Origin of the sequence: Shewanella sp. 1CM18E, from assembly GCF_023161665.1 — a bacterium.
Lineage (GTDB): Bacteria > Pseudomonadota > Gammaproteobacteria > Enterobacterales > Shewanellaceae > Shewanella.
This window is the reverse complement of sequence record NZ_JALNTW010000013.1, coordinates 1-15,298: the sequence shown is the minus strand read 5'-3', so window position 1 is coordinate 15,298 and position 15,298 is coordinate 1. Positions and strand designations below refer to the sequence as shown.

Sequence of the window (15,298 nt, the reverse complement as noted above, 5' to 3'; positions counted from 1 at the left end):
AACAAAGTCAGGATTGTGTGAATGAAAAAAATTGCCATGTTTTTGGCCAGTATGCTGCTCAGCTTAACGCCTTTACTTCCAGCTCAGGCACAAGTGCAACATAGATATTTAATGGACATTGTCGATGTACAAGGGATCCGTGATAACCAACTCGTCGGCTACGGTTTAGTCGTGGGTCTCGACGGCACAGGTGACCGCACTCAGGTGCGTTTTACCAGCCAGTCTATCGTTAACATGCTTAAGCAATTTGGGGTGCAAATTGACGATAAAACCGATCCTAAACTAAAGAACGTTGCAGCGGTTGCTGTGCACGCTACCGTGCCGCCATTAGCCAGCCCAGGACAAACACTCAACATTACCGTGTCATCATTAGGTGATGCCAAAAGCTTACGTGGCGGCACACTGTTAATGACACCAATGCGAGCTGTTGATGGCGAGATCTATGCTGTTGCTCAAGGTAACTTGGTCGTTGGCGGTGTATCAGCGCAAGGCCGCAATGGTAGCTCTGTCACCATCAATGTGCCGACGGTAGGTAATATTCCCAACGGTGCGCTACTTGAAGCGCCAATGAACAGTGATTTTAATGACAACGAAAACATCGTACTCAATCTTATCGACCCAAGTTTTAAAACCGCCCGCAACATCGAGCGTGCCGTCAACGAGCTATTTGGTCCAGATGTCGCAACCGCAGATAGCAGCGCTAAAGTCATAGTTCGTGCGCCAAAATCAAATCGTGAACGAGTGACATTTATGTCGATGCTCGAAGAGCTGCAAATAGAGCAAGGCCGCAAAACGCCGCGCGTGGTATTTAATAGCCGCACAGGCACAGTTGTAATGGGTGGCGATGTGGTTGTACGTAAAGCCGCCGTTAGCCATGGCAATTTAACGGTCACAATTGTTGAGCAAGAAACTGTCAGCCAACCAAATGGTGCTTATCTTGGCCAAGCACAAGGTGAAACCGTGGTTACTACAGATAGCCAAATTGATATTGATACAGGCAATGGTCACATGTTTGTTTGGCCCGAAGGCATAGCACTGAATGATATCGTTCGTGCGGTTAACAGCCTTGGCGCATCACCAATGGATCTAATGGCGATATTACAAGCCTTAAATGAAGCCGGTGCACTTGAAGCTGAATTGGTGGTGATCTAATGAAAATCGACAATAACCATAGCTACTTAAACCAACTTGATGCTGGCGACTTAATTAAAGCCAACGGCGAGCACGGCGCACTCAAGCTCGTTAGCCAGCAGTTTGAAGCTCAGTTTTTACAAACCGTACTAAAGCAGATGCGCTCTGCCTCAGATGTGATGGCGGATAAAGACAGTCCCCTATCATCACAAAATGATGGCATGTACCGCGATTGGCATGATGCAGAACTTGCTGGTCGTTTAAGTCAGATGCAAAGCACGGGATTAGCCGATGTGATGACCAAACAATTATCGGCCGGGCTTAAGTCTGCCCCCGAGACGGTCGCCTCTAATAGTCAACCAAACAATGGGCCGACAACTCACGCAATGCAGCCTGCTTTGATACTGCCCTTTATAAACAAATTACCTGAGTAAACGGTGCCTTACATCACCACTTACTTTACAGATAAGGATTCACAATGAGCATGCTTAATATTGGTATGTCAGGGCTAAATGCCAGTATGGCAGCCTTAACCGTTACCTCTAATAACCTCGCGAGCGCTATGGTGCCGGGTTATTCTCGCCAACATGCCATGCTCAGCTCTGTGGGTAATGGCATTTATGGCAGCGGCTCTGGGGCGATGGTTGATGGTGTACGCCGTATTTCAGATCAATATGAAGTGGCTCAACTGTGGAATACCACCAGCAATGTTAGCTTTACTAAAACTCAAGCCAGTTACTATGGCCAGGTAGAGCAAATATTTGGCTCGGAAGGCAATAATATTTCCGCAGGCTTAGATCAACTGTTCGCCTCGCTAAACTCTGCCATGGAGCAGCCTAACGAGATCGCGCATCGCCAAGGTTTTTTAAATGAAGCTAAGGCTATAACTCAACGTTTTAATTCGATTAGTGAAGGGCTAGATGCACAAGTTTCGCAAATCGAAGGGCAAATTCATGCGTCAGCCAAAGAAATAAATGCCCAACTCGCAACCATTGCCAGCTTTAATGCTGATATTCAAACCGCTAAAGCTAGCGGCAATGTGCCATTAGCATTACTTGATGCTCGCGATGCTGCAGTCGATGACCTGTCGAAAATCATTGATGTCAACGTGGTTGAAGATGCCAACGGCATGCTAAATATCTCACTGGCTCAAGGTCAGCCATTACTTGCAGGCACAACAGCTTCAAAGATTAGTGTTAATCCCGATCCCGCCTCCCCTCGATTTAGCCAAGTGAGCATTCAATTTGGCGAGTCTAGCTTTCCGCTAGATGAAACCGCTAGCGGCAGCTTAGGCGCACTAATTGATTACCGTGATAACAGCATGCTTGACTCGCTTGCGTTTATTGATGAGCTCGCCATGACCATGGCTGATGAATTTAATAACGTACTTGGCGCAGGTACAGATTTAAATGGTAACACACCAACTCAGCAGCTATTTAGTTACGACCCGACCAACCCAGCAGGTAGCTTAACGATTACAGCAGGCTTTAGTGCCGACATGCTGGCATTCGGTAAAGATGGTACCCCAGGCGACAACAGCAACTTAAAAGATCTAGTTGAGCTGGCGAACAAGAACTTTTCATTCAGCTCTATGGGTGTCGATGCAACCATGGGTGACGCCTTTGCGAGCAAAATAGGTGAACTCGGCTCAGCCTCACGCCAAGCGAAAATGAGTAAAGACACCGCTGAAAAACTGCAAATTGAAGCGCAAACACAATGGGCTAGCACCAGCGGAGTTAATATTGACGAAGAAGGTGCCAACCTCATTATGTATCAGCAAGCATACCAAGCAAACGCTAAAGTGATTGCCACTGCTGATCAACTATTCCAAACCATTTTGAACAGTATTTAAGGACATTTGTATGCGCGTTAGTATGATGAACCTGTACAGCAATAACCTACACAGCCTACAAAAATCGACCTTTGATATTTCTAAGCTCAATGAAATGATGTCGACGGGTAAATCTATTTTACGTCCGTCAGATGATCCTATTGGTTCAGTTAAGGTTATTGGTAGTCAGCGAGATATGGCTGCGACGAACCAATACTTAGACAATACCGAGTCACTTTCTACTAGCTTTAGTCGTGCCGAAACCTATATGTCGAGCATGGTAGAGCTACAAGGTCGTATGCGAGAAATCTCGGTTTCAGCAAATAATGGTAGTTTGTCGCCAGAAGATAGAGCGGCTTACGCAGCTGAGATGAATGAACTGCTAGAGACTTTTGTCGATACCGTTAATGCCAAAGATGAGGCTGGAAACTACCTGTTTTCTGGCAATAAAACTGATACTGCGCCTATTGGCCAAGACGCTGATGGCAACTACGTCTACCAAGGTGATACCAACACCCGAGAAGTACAAACATCAACATCATCTTGGATGACAGCTAATAGCACAGCGGCAGACTTTCTTTTCTCAAACGGCAGTGCCGATATTCTAAATCAAACCAAAGACTTTATTGCAGTACTTGAAGACCCAACATTAGCACCAGGTGACAATGCATTTGACCAAATTGCGATTGATATGCAAACCAGCTTAGATGACAGCCTTAATAGTATAAGCTCTGCAATTACCGATATTGGTGGTAAACAAAACACCTTGAGTTTAGTGCAAGCTTCCCATGAAGAACGTGTGCTATTTAATAAAGAAGTAATTGGTGAAACAGAAGGCTTAGATTATGCCCAAGCCACCGCAGAGTTTAACGTTAAGCTCACAGCGTTAAAGGTTACTCAGCAAACTTTTGTGCAAGTTTCGCAACTATCTTTGTTTAATCATATTTAAATCTAACTTAAAGACAAATCAATGCTAAACGGGATTTCAGACTCACTTCATGTTCAGCAGCGCAACCCCAGTGTTGCGCCTACGGCGGCTGTCCAAGCGGTAGCGCAAACACACAATAATACCCAAGCTGCGAACATCCCCAGTCATAGATTAGAAAGCTACACCAAATGGGCAAAGGTCACTCAAGGCCAGCATAAAGTCAGTGCACAGCAAGTTGCTGAGCAAGGGCTTAAACAAGTTAAAACACTACTGGCGCAACTGCAGCACCAAGGGCAACAGGCATTAACAGCAAGCAACAATAATGATGCCCTAGAGCGCACCCAACAACGATTAGCTCAACTCGATATTAGCTATTTAGGCCAACCACTCGTTGATCACCAGCTCAATTTAATTTCAACTCAACGACCAGCAGCCAAGCATAGCTTTAGTTTAAAATCTGTTGAGCTAACCACAGCAAAACCTCGCGACGAACTAATCCAAGTACAACTAGGTAAAGACTCAACTCAAGTATTATTACCTGCCAATGCCCAGCCTCACGAACTCGCTAATCAACTAAAAAGTGCCTTCGCTAAACTGGATATAGAGATACAACACTCAGCTGATAATCGTTTACTCTTTAAAGCGAATACTCAGCAATGGCAGCAGATTCAGCACGGACTATTGATGACCGGGCAAGGTCAGCGCTTACCAGCGGGTGATGCCAGAACCATAAAAGTACAGCCACAACTCAACTGGCAAGATCCACAGGAATGGCGCTTTAATAGCCGAGACAATATCAAACAGTCTTTAGCCAAAGTGGCAAAATCGACCCATAAAGTTGATGCTCAGTTACGTGAGCTACAAACAAGCCAGCAGCATATTCAGCAACAATTACAAAAAGCCAGTCAGGTAAAAGACGCTTCACTGAATGTAGAATCTACCCTCGAAGCATTATCAACGCTTATGCAACCGTCGCCATTTAAATTGAAAATAAACTCATTGATGGCGCAAGCTAATCTTACTCGCCCGCAAGTATCTTCGTTATTAGACTAGTTATACGAATTTAATGGCGTCAACAGGACTTGTGACGCCATAGATTATGAGCCTTTGAGCATTAATTGGCTTTGCTTAACAAGGTCAAAATCGCTGCTAATTCATCAAATTTCGCCTGCGCCAATATCTCTGTCACGTACTGACTGTAATTAGCTTTATGCTGTCGGTTAGTGTGATAAACCTGAAAACACATAATAATATCGTGATCAGATAACCCTTGTTTACTTGCAGCTACTACCGCCAAATAGCAACGCAGCATAAACAGATCTAACAGCATCACTCTAAAGGCTTCTGACGGAGTTAATGCATCAACCTGCGGAAACTGCATGTGATAGAGGTAATAGCATAGATAACGGCTAAACAGCTGCGGATGACTCGATAACGCAGGTAATGCAGACTCTTTCCATGCCTGATTAATACTCGCCATACTAATGTTTTGATTATCATCAGCTAAAGCACATATCGCCTGATTGATTTGCTCAAATCGACTGCGGCCACGTCTCACCTTATTAGTATTTAGCCATAATTGAATCGAGGTAAAAGCGTGCATTTGATGAATATCGGTATCTTGATTAAAGCCGTCAAAATGCTGCTTTAGCTGACCATTGTCACTTAAAGTTAGCAACTGCTGGAACATATTATCAAGCGCACTACTATCAAGCTCCCCAGCTGCCACCTTATCAGCGGTTTTCATCAAGATCCCAATAGCAGTTAACCCATGTTCTAATGGTTGCTGCGGTTTTAACAATAGTTGAATCGAGTAGTCATAGGCCTTTTGCGCCCATAACGGCGTAGCCTTGAAAGAGCGATGATGATTGATGGTCAGACGCTCTAAGCGAAAAGCATCATCTTTAAATAGAATATTGCGTGCGGCTTCGGGGCAGGATAACGACAGACTCTCATAGCGGTCACCACCGCGCATATGCGCCATTCTCGGGTAAGTCTTACAGGTATCACTCAGTAGTGACTCACCTGCTTTAGCATGTATTTGGCATAGGTTATTGGCATCTAAAAAGCCACAAGCGCCGTTATCACCTAAAACCGCCTGCGCCCAAACCCCATCACTTTTCTTTACTTTTTTGAGTGCCGTTTTGGCTAACTCTTTAAGCTCACTATGAGCTAAGGTTTTTTTATAGCTTTGCTTATCAATATGAATATTCCAGCCATAACAGCAACTATCCTCACATTCTCCGCCAATACAACTAAAGTGAGCAACAAACTGAGGTCTAACAAGTAAATGCTTCATTGTGGTTCGCTTTTTTAAGCCTAAATATGCCTAGTTAAAGCGACCAAAGTGATGATTTCCTAAAACATTACTTATGATATAAAAATAAATTAAAAAATATATTTATATAAAATTCATAACGTTAAGCGTTTATTTTGAAGTAATTTACCGGCCTGCTTTCAGTTTCCAATTCCGCTGTCGTTTTAAGTTTATAGACAACAAATAACCCGTTAAAACTCAAAGGAATATCCTATGTTATCTGTAATGACTAATAACGCGTCAAACATCGCTCAAAATGCTGTCACTAAAAATAACGACCTTCTTGGCAATGCTATGGAGCGCCTATCAACAGGTCTTCGTATCAACAGCGCTGCTGATGATGCTGCAGGTCTACAGATTGCGACTCGCCTAAATGCTAACGTAACAGGTATGGAAACGGCTAGCCGCAACGTTTCTGACGCAACGTCAATGCTACAAACTGCAGACGGTGCACTAGACGAGCTAAACAACATCGCTTCTCGTCAAAAAGAGCTAGCGACTCAAGCAGCTAACGGCGTTAACTCTGCTGAAGACATTAAAGCACTTGGTGCTGAATACAAAGAGCTTAACGCTGAAGCTAACCGCATTATCGACAGCACAGAATACGGTGGAAACAAACTATTCACAGAGCTAGATAAAGGTGTTGGCTTCCAAATTGGTGCATCTAACACAGCTTCAGAGCAACTAACTGTTACCACTAAGGTTGCTGATGTAAAAAAACTATTCGTTGGTGAAATTACTGACTCAGCAACAGCTAAAGCTCAAATCGACAACGTTGATGCAATCATCGATGCTGTTGGTACAGAACGCTCTAACCTAGGTGCAAGCATCAACCGTCTAGGTCACACTGCATCTAACCTAACTAACGTTACTGAAAACACTAAAGCTGCTGCTGGCCGTATCATGGACACTGACTTTGCTGTTGAAACTGCTGCAATGACTAAGAACCAGCTACTGGTTCAAGCAGGTACAAACATTCTATCTTCATCAAACCAAAACACTGGTTTGGTTATGGGTCTATTGGGCTAATCTTCCTCCCTACTATCCCAATATCAAAAGGAGCCTTTCGGCTCCTTTTTTATTTATCAATTATCTCAGTAACGCTTCAGCATCCCTGTGTAAATGTCGCCTTATATCAGAGATAAGTAAGTGATATTTAGGCCATATTCCATAACGGAAGTAGCGCTTCCCTTTACGTCTATACAAACGGAAAGGCGTAGGTCATCACCAATAAAACTTACTGCCCAATACATTCAAAAACAAACACTTAAATAAATGGCACAAAGGTTGCCATTCCTATGCGAATTGGAGAAATAAAATGATTTCAGGTATGGGTGGCGCCTCATTTGCCGAACAACTTATTGCCGCAGAGCGCATGGGCAAAGATCAAATATTTGAAAGCAACAAGAGCAAATATGAGTCACAACTTGATGCCTATAAGATCCTTGAACGCAGCCTAGATAAGATGACCAGCAATCTTGAAAAGATTAATGGAGATGCTTTCGAAAGCAAAACCTCATCAATTAGTGATGACAACGCCGCTATTACTGTAGATAGCGGTGCGCCTACTGGTAACTATGACTTATATGTTGAGCAACTCGCTCAAGCACACCAACTGACTAAAAACTTTGCTAGCGAAGATGCATTAATCCCAACAACTGGTGTTATCGAGATCCAGCTTGGCGCTGATGCAGCCGACACTATTAGTCTCGATATGTCAGTGCTCAACGCTGATGGCACAGCGACAGTCAAAGACCTCACCAGCATGATTAACGATCATCCAGACAACCCTGGCGTTCAAGCTTCTTTAGTTAGAACCGGTGGTCAAGTAGAGCTCATGCTGTCTTCAAAAGAGTCTGGTGCGGCGAATAATATTAGCGTCAACTTCAACGGCGCCGATTGGGGCATGACTGAGCGCCGCGCAGCCCAAGATGCCAAGGTAAACCTTAATGGTATCGACATCACCAGTAGCAGCAACAACTTAGCTAATGTCATTGACGGCGTTTCCATCGAATTAAATAAAACCCATGCAGTTGGCGAAAGCAGCAGTATCAACATTGTCTCTGATACCGACTCTAGCGAGCAAGCTGTTGAAGATTTTGTCGATATCTTTAATGATTTAATGGATGAGATTAACAAACTGACCCGTTCAATGGGCAGCGAAGCCTTAGACGAGCTTAATCAGGAAAACTCTGACAAAGATGATAGCAGTGATGATGAAGATGACGAGGATAAAGATGATGACTTTAACTCTTCAATCACTGAAGACCAACTCGGGGTATTAAAAGGCGACTCAAGCATAAGAATGCTGCAACAAGGTATGCGAGATGCGATTTTTGATAGTGCACCAAACGGCATGCGTTTATCAGATATCGGCGTAGAAATGGGTCGTGATGGCAAACTAGAAATCGACTCAAGCAAGCTTTCTAAAGCCCTTAAAGATGACCCTAATGCTATCCAAGCAATGTTTACCGATAGTGGTAGCTATATCGATCGTCTCGACAACCTGATTGACCCTTTCACCAAGTTCCAAGGCTCGATGGATCTCAAAAAAGATAACCTCGAAAAGCAAATAGAGCGCGTTGAGAGCAGCATGGATAACCATGATCGCCAAATGGAGCAAAGATACCAAATTTATCTATCGCAGTTTACCGCGATGGAAAACACCATCAACCAACTTAACTCAGCCAGCTCGCTGTTTTACTAAGGAATTCTAGCAAAATGTTAAACGAGCATGATCCATTCAACGCTTATAAGCAAACCTCTATTAATGCTAGAGCTGCAGCTGCCAATCCTCATGAGATGGTGCGTATGTTACTAGATGGGCTTTTAGAAGAGATCCAACGAGCAGCAGGCTTTATGCAACGTAAAAGCTTTGAAGATAAGGGCCAAAGTATCAATAAGTGCCTCAACATAGTTCATGGGCTGGATTCTATGCTCGACCTTGAAAACGGTGGTGAAGTCGCTACCAAGCTGAATCAGCTTTACGACTATTGCAGCCGCCAACTGGTCATCGCTAGCGTTGAAAACAGCACAACAGCTCTTATTCCAATTACTAAGGTCATTACTGATGTCAGATCTGGATGGGCCAATCTCAATTGAGCAGTGGCAACGATTTGAGCAAGCTTTGCAATTTCATGCTGCTGCACAAAACTGGGAAAAATTAGTCATGGTGAATCAAAAAATGACTAATGCCCTAAAAAAAGCCGGTAAACCAACATCGCGCTCGCAGTTGCTTGCGCGCCAATCTTTGGCTGCTACTCACAAAGGTATTGTTTCACAAATGCAGCAAGCACAAGAGCAACTCAAGCAAGAAATGCACAAGTTTAAATTACAACAAGATGGCTTAGCCGCTTATCAATTTACCTGTGCAAGTGCCGGAGTTAATCATGAATAACTCTGTATTAATTAATACCAGTGTCACTGCGCCTAATGTGAATAATGGCCAAATAAAGCCATCAAACTCTGTTTTAGGTGTCGACAATACTGAGCCAGAAAGCGCTAACGAGGCGATGCCGTTTTCGTTAGCTTCTGCTCAAATTACACCGGCATCAACAAGCTTCAATGCTGGTGTGTATGCAACCGCGATAACAGAAAACCTATCCCTGCAACCACCAATTACTGGCGCAATCAATTCAGCTATTAGCAGCAGCGTATATCACAGTAATAGTGAGCCATTAGCCGATTTAAATATCAGCCAAACAGGACTAAGCGTTAATTTTACTACGCTAAAAAATGATGCAACTGGCGTAATTACACCGCAAATACATCAGCAAAAAACGGCTGAACATATAAGTTCTAACATAGAAAAACACACTAAAACGCCCGCAACTAACATAAGCTTTAGTGGCGATAAACCGCTAAATCAAAACTACAATCCAAGCCTAGAGTTAGGCTTAGTAAAACCCGCTATAACGCCAGCTTTTACCCATGTGTCAGCACTGCAAAGTCCATTTGCTAATCAACTACTGGATAGCAGTAATTTGGATAATATCGAGTCGGTAACCAACCAATTATTGGTTAACAACACTCGCTCACCAGCAGCCGTTGCGCAATGGGGACCAATATCTGTCACTCAATCGGCTCCATTGTTACAGCAATCACACGACATGCTGTCACCGCTTCGCGAGCAAATACGCTTTCAAATTGATCAGCAAATAAAGCAAGCAGAGATCCGTCTCGACCCTCCGGAACTAGGCAAAATTGAACTCAATGTGCGCTTAGAAGGCGACCGTTTGCAAATACAAATGCATGCGGCGAACTCAGTAGTACGTGACGCTTTATTAGCTGGCCTAGAGCGATTACGCGGTGAACTCGCCAATGACCATGGCGGCCAAATCGATGTTGATATTGGTCAGGGTGAGTCTTCAAAAGAGCGCCAACACCAAGATCAGCAATCCAATATTCAGCTCGCGAGCCTGCATGAACCGTTAACTTTTTCACACGAAAATCAGCAGCAAGATCAGGTTGATCTACTCGCATAACCGAGGACAATTTCATGGCATTAACTAAAAAATCAGGTAAACGATTTAGCATTTTTTGCTTACTAATGGGCTGGACAGCTGCAACATTTTGGCTAGGAACTCAATCGCCACAGCTTATTGGTGGTGACCTATTTGCTTCAGAAAAAGAGGTCAAAACAGCACAGTTCTATCCGTTAGAAAAGTTTGTTATTTCAATTCCCGGTGATGAATATCCACACTATTTATTGCTCGAAATGGCATTTAAAAGTCGCTCCGCAAATGTGGCCCACACCATACAGCAAGCCGATCCAGTAATTAGAAACTCATTAATGAAGATGTTTTCTAAAAAGCATTTCAATGAATTAAACAACTCAGAACAGTTTGAGTCACTGCAAAAAGAAGCCCACGGCTTGCTATCGGTCGTTTTAGCTAATAACGATTTTGCCATCGAACTAGACGAAGTCTTATTCACCCGTATGGTTATTCAATAAAGGTTCTTGTAATGAATACAGCCCAATCTGCTTATCAACAAGTTAGCGAAGATATTAGCGCTAAACGCTTATCCGAAAGCCAAGTGATGACTCAGTACTTACCCTTAGTTAAGCGCGCGGTGTCGCAACTTAGGAGTCATTGTGGCTCGGTGTTAGCTATGGAAGATATGGAGCAGATTGGCCTAATGGCGTTACTCGAATCTGCTAGGCGTTATCCCGGTGAATACGATAATGGCTTTATTTCATTTGCAGGGCAGCGGATCCGTGGCGCCATATTGGATGAATTACGCCGCCAAGATTGGCGTCCGCGTCCGGTCAGGCAACAAGCCCATGAACTGAATGACATGGTAAGAAAATTAACCCGTCAGCTTGAACGTGAACCAAGCGACAATGAAATTGCTGACGCTATGTCACTGAGCCCAACAGAGTATCGTGAGCGGCTATACGCTTCACAGTCAGAATCCATGCATAGCTTAGATGAGCTAATTAGTGATGGTCGCCACTTCATTGATAACAATGATATTTTGGAGCAATTTTCGGCAAAAGAATATTTATTACAAGCTATTTCAAAATTAAACAAAAGAGAACAGGTGATCCTGTCGCTTTACTATCAACATGAACTTAATTTAAAAGAAATTGCTGCCACTTTAGGTCTAACGGAAACTCGAATTTGCCAACTGCACAAACAAGCAGTTAAGCAACTACACAGTATCTACCAACAGTGGGAACGGTAACTAAGTGAGATAGTATGAGCAAACTGGTTGGGCTAGTAATCATAATTTTGTCGGTATTTGGCGGCTATATTTGGGCCGGAGGCTCACTAATATCTTTATGGCAACCTGCTGAAATACTAATTATTTTTGGCGCTGGTGTTGGAGCATTAATTATTGCAAACCCGAAGCCAGTACTCATCGAGATGATCGAACAGCTCAAAGAAATAGTAAAAGTTGAGCAAGAAGATCCTGAGCTTTATCCGCAGCTGTTTGGCTTAATGGGCATGCTAATGTCTCAAATACAGGCACAAGGCTTACGCGTTCTCGATGATCACCTTGAAAACCCACGTGAAAGCTCATTGTTTCTCATGTATCCAGCGGTTTTAGAACATTCAAACGTGCTTAATTTCCTCATAGATAATCTTAGACTGCAATCCATTGGCAAGATATCACCGCATGATTTAGAGCATATTCTCGAAGAAGAAATCCACCGTATTGAAGAAGACAGAATGCGCCCTTCGCACGCACTAGCAAAAACTGCCGAGGCCATGCCAGGCTTTGGTATTTTAGCTGCGGTAATGGGGATTATTATTACCATGTCTAATATTGATGGCCCTATCACAATGATCGGCGTAAAGGTGGCTGCAGCACTAGTCGGTACTTTTATTGGTATTTTTGCCTGCTACTGTTTATTCGATCCGCTCTCTAAAGCACTAGAACACCTTGTTGAACGTAAGTCAGCACAGCTACGTTGCGTAGCAGCTGCGCTTAGCGCATTTGCTAAAGGTAAACCGCCAATGCAAGCCGTAGATGCCGGCCGCAAACAAATTCAAAGTGAAAATCGCCCAAGCTTTATTGAACTTGAACGTTGGATGGTGGAGCAAAAAAGTTAATGCTGACTAGAACAGAGCCAATTGTCATTCGTCGTAAAAAACGCGCCAAAGCAAAAGCTGGACATGGCGGCGCCTGGAAAGTTGCTTTTGCTGACTTCACTTTAGCTATGATGGCACTATTTATGGTGCTATGGATTATGCAGATTGCCGATCAGCAAGAAAGAACTATGATTGTGCAGTATCTAAATGGCGACCTATATGACAATGGCTCAATCAACCCGTTTGATTTAGGCGGTGCACCATCCATGCTTGAGTTTCAAGGCAACTTGGGCATTCAACAAGCAGTGCTTCCAGCAACTTCAACGGGTGTGGATAAAAGCGGACCAGCGATGCATAACCGTATTCCTTTTGGCGAGGAAAACGCTAAAGCAGGCAGGGGCCCAGAGTTGAATTCTTTAGTACCAGGAAAATTTGAAACTCAAGCTCAACTAGAGTTTCTTGCCAAAGAAATTGATAGTGTCATCAGAGATGTCAGCATGGGCGCAAATGTTGAGTTACAAGTTGTCCCTCAAGGCGTTCGCATATTAATGCACGATAACGTGCACCAGTTTATGTTTACCCGCGGTAGTGCTGAGATGATGCCTTATTTTGAAGACCTACTAATGGCATTAGCCCCATTACTAAGTCGAGTCGAAAATAAAATCACTATTTCAGGCCATACAGATTCGAGCCCTTATGCAGGTAAAAGCTTCACCAACTGGGAGCTTTCAAGTAAACGCGCTCTATTAGCGAGACGCGTACTAGAATATGGTGGCATTAATCGTAGCCAAGTCATTCAAGTGACCGGCATGGCAGACCAAGCCCCCTATATAGCCGAAGATCCTGCTGCCGCAGCTAACCGTCGTATAGAAGTTTTAGTAATGACCTCTGCCGCAGAAAACCAACTAAAACAAATGATGGGCTTGCCCGTTGAAGCAAGCGCAGCAGAAGCTGAATTACAACAAGCAAAGCAAATCGCAGAAAAAAACCAAGCTAGGGCCAGATACCCACAACAATGGACAAACCAATAATTGCTGAGGGCGAGTTTATTACTGCAGATAAACAGCCAAGCATAGAGCAAGCAGAGCATGAAGGTCGCGAATATGTTCGATTTAGTCTAAGACAAAGAAAGCTGCAAGATATTAGCTTCGCATGTGATGGCATTACAGTATCACTTATAAAATGCCATTACTTATTCAACAAAAAGATTGGTATCGCCAATATAAAAAACATTGGCTTAGGAGGGATTGGTTTTATTAGCAGTTCGACTCTACTACCTAAACAGATTGTTGATATTTCTTTAGACGGTGAGCGATTTCAAATCCAAGTAATGCGCCTAGAAAAAATCAATCGCAAACTTAATTTTGTTGGAGCTAAGTGGGTTGAAAAAGATGAAAAAAGGATAAGTTACATCACCACTAAAATTTACAATATGAGTAATTAGCTCCAACTTTAATAAATTAAAAATATTGGGTATTCCGTGACAAATAAGGAGATCACAATGCCTGCTTCATACGAGCGCAAAGGACCTGATGCCTTACAAAAGCTCTTTTTATACTTGATCATCTTTGACTGGATCATTCTGATCTACTTAATTGTTTCCATAAAAGATATGTCGTTTCAACATGGCGCTATGACTTCGGTCGCGGTAGCGATGTTTAATTTAATCTTAGTCAATCTATGCTTTAGACGAGCACGTAGAGCAGAGGATGGCTATCAGATTTATCCCGTTATCATAGGTGCGTTACTGTCTTTTGTACTCATTGCTTACTACTTTTTCTTTTAAATAAAGCCGACAGCTAACGATACACTCGAAGGTATAGTTTCTTCTTGTTGCTTCAATAAGCTAAACCCCAAAAATCGCCTCTGATACCTCAAGCCAGCTATTAAGTTGGCTTATACCTGTTTCCACTAATCCATCTAGATCCTGAGCCCACTATGTTCAAGCTTTTATTTCCCATTCAGCGGTGGGGCGACGTCGGAGATAGGCATTTATGCCTACGTTAAGTGAAGCAGCTACCTTTACGGGTAGCTGTATTCTAGATAAGTTAGCGTTCAATATTTTACAAACGCCAAAACGCAACTACTCTCTATCCCATCCATAGCATTAGAAGGTAAGTACTTTCTCACTTAATTTAAAGTCTGGAAATGGCCTACTCTCGTAGTTCGCGCAGCGAACACATGGGGGCGAAGAAGCCCTGCTTTGGATGCAACGCATTCAAGGGCTTTGAAGCGCGAGTAACTTGTTACGAAGCTGGAGGCGAGGCACACGGAAGTGCCGAATGCCTGAAACGCATGGACGCAGTTTCTGGCCAAGCTCAGCGACGGGTTGACGTTGGAGGTAGGCATTTATGCCTACATTAGGTGAAGCAGTCACCTTTACAGGTAATCGTATTCTAGATAAGTTCGCGTTCAGTATTTTACAAACGCCCAAACGTAAGAAAGCCCGCTACATCGTAGCGGGCTTTGATACTAATTTGGCGCCTGGAAATGACCTACTCTCACATGGGGAGACCCCACACTACCATCGGCGATATTGCGTTTCACTTCTG

18 protein-coding genes are annotated in these 15,298 nt (G+C 43.5%); 17 read left to right on the top strand and 1 reads right to left on the bottom strand.

What is annotated here, in order from left to right:
• Nucleotides 1-21: 21 nt before the first annotated feature.
• Genes MSG37_RS15605 through MSG37_RS15585 form a run of 5 tightly spaced genes read left to right on the top strand, consistent with a single transcriptional unit; the run spans nt 22 to nt 4,943 of the window.
• Nucleotides 22-1,152, top strand: a complete 1,131-nt coding sequence (locus MSG37_RS15605) for a flagellar basal body P-ring protein FlgI (RefSeq protein WP_282446693.1) — start codon at nt 22-24, stop codon at nt 1,150-1,152.
• A complete protein-coding gene (locus tag MSG37_RS15600) occupies nt 1,152-1,565 on the top strand; it encodes a rod-binding protein (RefSeq protein WP_248471578.1) in 414 nt (137 codons plus the stop codon). Before MSG37_RS15605 ends, MSG37_RS15600 begins: the two co-directional genes overlap by 1 nt.
• 44 nt (nt 1,566-1,609) lie before the next feature.
• The gene (gene flgK / locus MSG37_RS15595; RefSeq protein ID WP_248471577.1) at nt 1,610-2,983 is read left to right on the top strand and encodes a flagellar hook-associated protein FlgK; all 1,374 of its coding nucleotides are present in this window, start codon (nt 1,610-1,612) and stop codon (nt 2,981-2,983) included.
• Between the two features lie 10 nt (nt 2,984-2,993).
• Nucleotides 2,994-3,911: a flagellar hook-associated protein FlgL gene (gene flgL, locus MSG37_RS15590; RefSeq protein ID WP_248471576.1), complete on the top strand. Its 918-nt coding sequence runs from the start codon at nt 2,994-2,996 to the stop codon at nt 3,909-3,911.
• A gap of 21 nt (nt 3,912-3,932) precedes the next feature.
• The gene (locus MSG37_RS15585; protein WP_248471575.1) at nt 3,933-4,943 is read left to right on the top strand and encodes a hypothetical protein; all 1,011 of its coding nucleotides are present in this window, start codon (nt 3,933-3,935) and stop codon (nt 4,941-4,943) included.
• Nucleotides 4,944-5,004: 61 nt separating this feature from the next.
• On the opposite strand, the gene fliB is transcribed toward MSG37_RS15585, so the two are convergent.
• A complete protein-coding gene (fliB, locus tag MSG37_RS15580) occupies nt 5,005-6,189 on the bottom strand; it encodes a flagellin lysine-N-methylase (RefSeq protein ID WP_248471574.1) in 1,185 nt (394 codons plus the stop codon).
• Between the two features lie 231 nt (nt 6,190-6,420).
• Between fliB and MSG37_RS15575 the strand changes: the two genes are divergently transcribed.
• The 12 genes from MSG37_RS15575 to MSG37_RS15520 all read left to right on the top strand — a co-directional run.
• On the top strand, nt 6,421-7,236 hold the full coding sequence (locus tag MSG37_RS15575) for a flagellin (RefSeq protein WP_248471573.1): 816 nt from the start codon (nt 6,421-6,423) through the stop codon (nt 7,234-7,236).
• 289 nt (nt 7,237-7,525) lie between these two features.
• The gene (fliD, locus tag MSG37_RS15570) at nt 7,526-8,914 is read left to right on the top strand and encodes a flagellar filament capping protein FliD (protein WP_248471572.1); all 1,389 of its coding nucleotides are present in this window, start codon (nt 7,526-7,528) and stop codon (nt 8,912-8,914) included.
• A gap of 14 nt (nt 8,915-8,928) precedes the next feature.
• Nucleotides 8,929-9,309 carry a flagellar export chaperone FliS gene (gene fliS, locus MSG37_RS15565; RefSeq protein WP_248471571.1) on the top strand — a complete coding sequence of 127 codons (381 nt, stop codon included), beginning with the start codon at nt 8,929-8,931 and terminating at the stop codon, nt 9,307-9,309.
• A complete protein-coding gene (locus tag MSG37_RS15560; protein WP_248471570.1) occupies nt 9,278-9,604 on the top strand; it encodes a hypothetical protein in 327 nt (108 codons plus the stop codon). Before fliS ends, MSG37_RS15560 begins: the two co-directional genes overlap by 32 nt.
• Complete coding sequence (locus MSG37_RS15555; RefSeq protein ID WP_248471569.1) at nt 9,597-10,691, top strand: flagellar hook-length control protein FliK; 1,095 nt, start codon at nt 9,597-9,599, stop codon at nt 10,689-10,691. Before MSG37_RS15560 ends, MSG37_RS15555 begins: the two co-directional genes overlap by 8 nt.
• 14 nt (nt 10,692-10,705) lie before the next feature.
• A complete protein-coding gene (locus MSG37_RS15550; protein WP_248471568.1) occupies nt 10,706-11,161 on the top strand; it encodes a flagellar basal body-associated FliL family protein in 456 nt (151 codons plus the stop codon).
• A gap of 11 nt (nt 11,162-11,172) precedes the next feature.
• The gene (locus MSG37_RS15545; RefSeq protein WP_248471567.1) at nt 11,173-11,895 is read left to right on the top strand and encodes an RNA polymerase sigma factor FliA; all 723 of its coding nucleotides are present in this window, start codon (nt 11,173-11,175) and stop codon (nt 11,893-11,895) included.
• A 14-nt stretch (nt 11,896-11,909) separates the two neighbouring features.
• Nucleotides 11,910-12,767, top strand: a complete 858-nt coding sequence (motA, locus tag MSG37_RS15540) for a flagellar motor stator protein MotA (RefSeq protein WP_248471566.1) — start codon at nt 11,910-11,912, stop codon at nt 12,765-12,767.
• Nucleotides 12,767-13,777: a flagellar motor protein MotB gene (locus MSG37_RS15535; RefSeq protein ID WP_248471565.1), complete on the top strand. Its 1,011-nt coding sequence runs from the start codon at nt 12,767-12,769 to the stop codon at nt 13,775-13,777. Before motA ends, MSG37_RS15535 begins: the two co-directional genes overlap by 1 nt.
• Entirely contained in the window at nt 13,762-14,190 is a 429-nt protein-coding gene (locus MSG37_RS15530; RefSeq protein WP_248471564.1) for a hypothetical protein, read from the top strand. The genes MSG37_RS15535 and MSG37_RS15530 overlap by 16 nt, the downstream gene beginning before the upstream one ends.
• Before the next feature lie 57 nt (nt 14,191-14,247).
• Nucleotides 14,248-14,532 (top strand): hypothetical protein, encoded by a 285-nt coding sequence (locus MSG37_RS15525; RefSeq protein ID WP_248471563.1) that lies wholly within the window; start codon nt 14,248-14,250, stop codon nt 14,530-14,532.
• Between the two features lie 565 nt (nt 14,533-15,097).
• On the top strand, nt 15,098-15,298 hold a 201-nt coding region (locus MSG37_RS15520; protein ID WP_248471562.1), incomplete at its 3' end, for a hypothetical protein.

Excerpts from the sequence above, each read along its gene's own strand:
- MSG37_RS15605 (WP_282446693.1), top strand. The coding sequence starts at position 22 with ATGAAAAAAATTGCCATGTTTTTGGCCAGTATGCTGCTCAGCTTAACG.
- MSG37_RS15600 (WP_248471578.1), top strand. The coding sequence starts at position 1,152 with ATGAAAATCGACAATAACCATAGCTACTTAAACCAACTTGATGCTGGC.
- flgK (WP_248471577.1), top strand. The coding sequence starts at position 1,610 with ATGAGCATGCTTAATATTGGTATGTCAGGGCTAAATGCCAGTATGGCA.
- flgL (WP_248471576.1), top strand. The coding sequence starts at position 2,994 with ATGCGCGTTAGTATGATGAACCTGTACAGCAATAACCTACACAGCCTA.
- MSG37_RS15585 (WP_248471575.1), top strand. The coding sequence starts at position 3,933 with ATGCTAAACGGGATTTCAGACTCACTTCATGTTCAGCAGCGCAACCCC.
- fliB (WP_248471574.1), bottom strand. The coding sequence starts at position 6,189 with ATGAAGCATTTACTTGTTAGACCTCAGTTTGTTGCTCACTTTAGTTGT.
- MSG37_RS15575 (WP_248471573.1), top strand. The coding sequence starts at position 6,421 with ATGTTATCTGTAATGACTAATAACGCGTCAAACATCGCTCAAAATGCT.
- fliD (WP_248471572.1), top strand. The coding sequence starts at position 7,526 with ATGATTTCAGGTATGGGTGGCGCCTCATTTGCCGAACAACTTATTGCC.
- fliS (WP_248471571.1), top strand. The coding sequence starts at position 8,929 with ATGTTAAACGAGCATGATCCATTCAACGCTTATAAGCAAACCTCTATT.
- MSG37_RS15560 (WP_248471570.1), top strand. The coding sequence starts at position 9,278 with ATGTCAGATCTGGATGGGCCAATCTCAATTGAGCAGTGGCAACGATTT.
- MSG37_RS15555 (WP_248471569.1), top strand. The coding sequence starts at position 9,597 with ATGAATAACTCTGTATTAATTAATACCAGTGTCACTGCGCCTAATGTG.
- MSG37_RS15550 (WP_248471568.1), top strand. The coding sequence starts at position 10,706 with ATGGCATTAACTAAAAAATCAGGTAAACGATTTAGCATTTTTTGCTTA.
- MSG37_RS15545 (WP_248471567.1), top strand. The coding sequence starts at position 11,173 with ATGAATACAGCCCAATCTGCTTATCAACAAGTTAGCGAAGATATTAGC.
- motA (WP_248471566.1), top strand. The coding sequence starts at position 11,910 with ATGAGCAAACTGGTTGGGCTAGTAATCATAATTTTGTCGGTATTTGGC.
- MSG37_RS15535 (WP_248471565.1), top strand. The coding sequence starts at position 12,767 with ATGCTGACTAGAACAGAGCCAATTGTCATTCGTCGTAAAAAACGCGCC.
- MSG37_RS15530 (WP_248471564.1), top strand. The coding sequence starts at position 13,762 with ATGGACAAACCAATAATTGCTGAGGGCGAGTTTATTACTGCAGATAAA.
- MSG37_RS15525 (WP_248471563.1), top strand. The coding sequence starts at position 14,248 with ATGCCTGCTTCATACGAGCGCAAAGGACCTGATGCCTTACAAAAGCTC.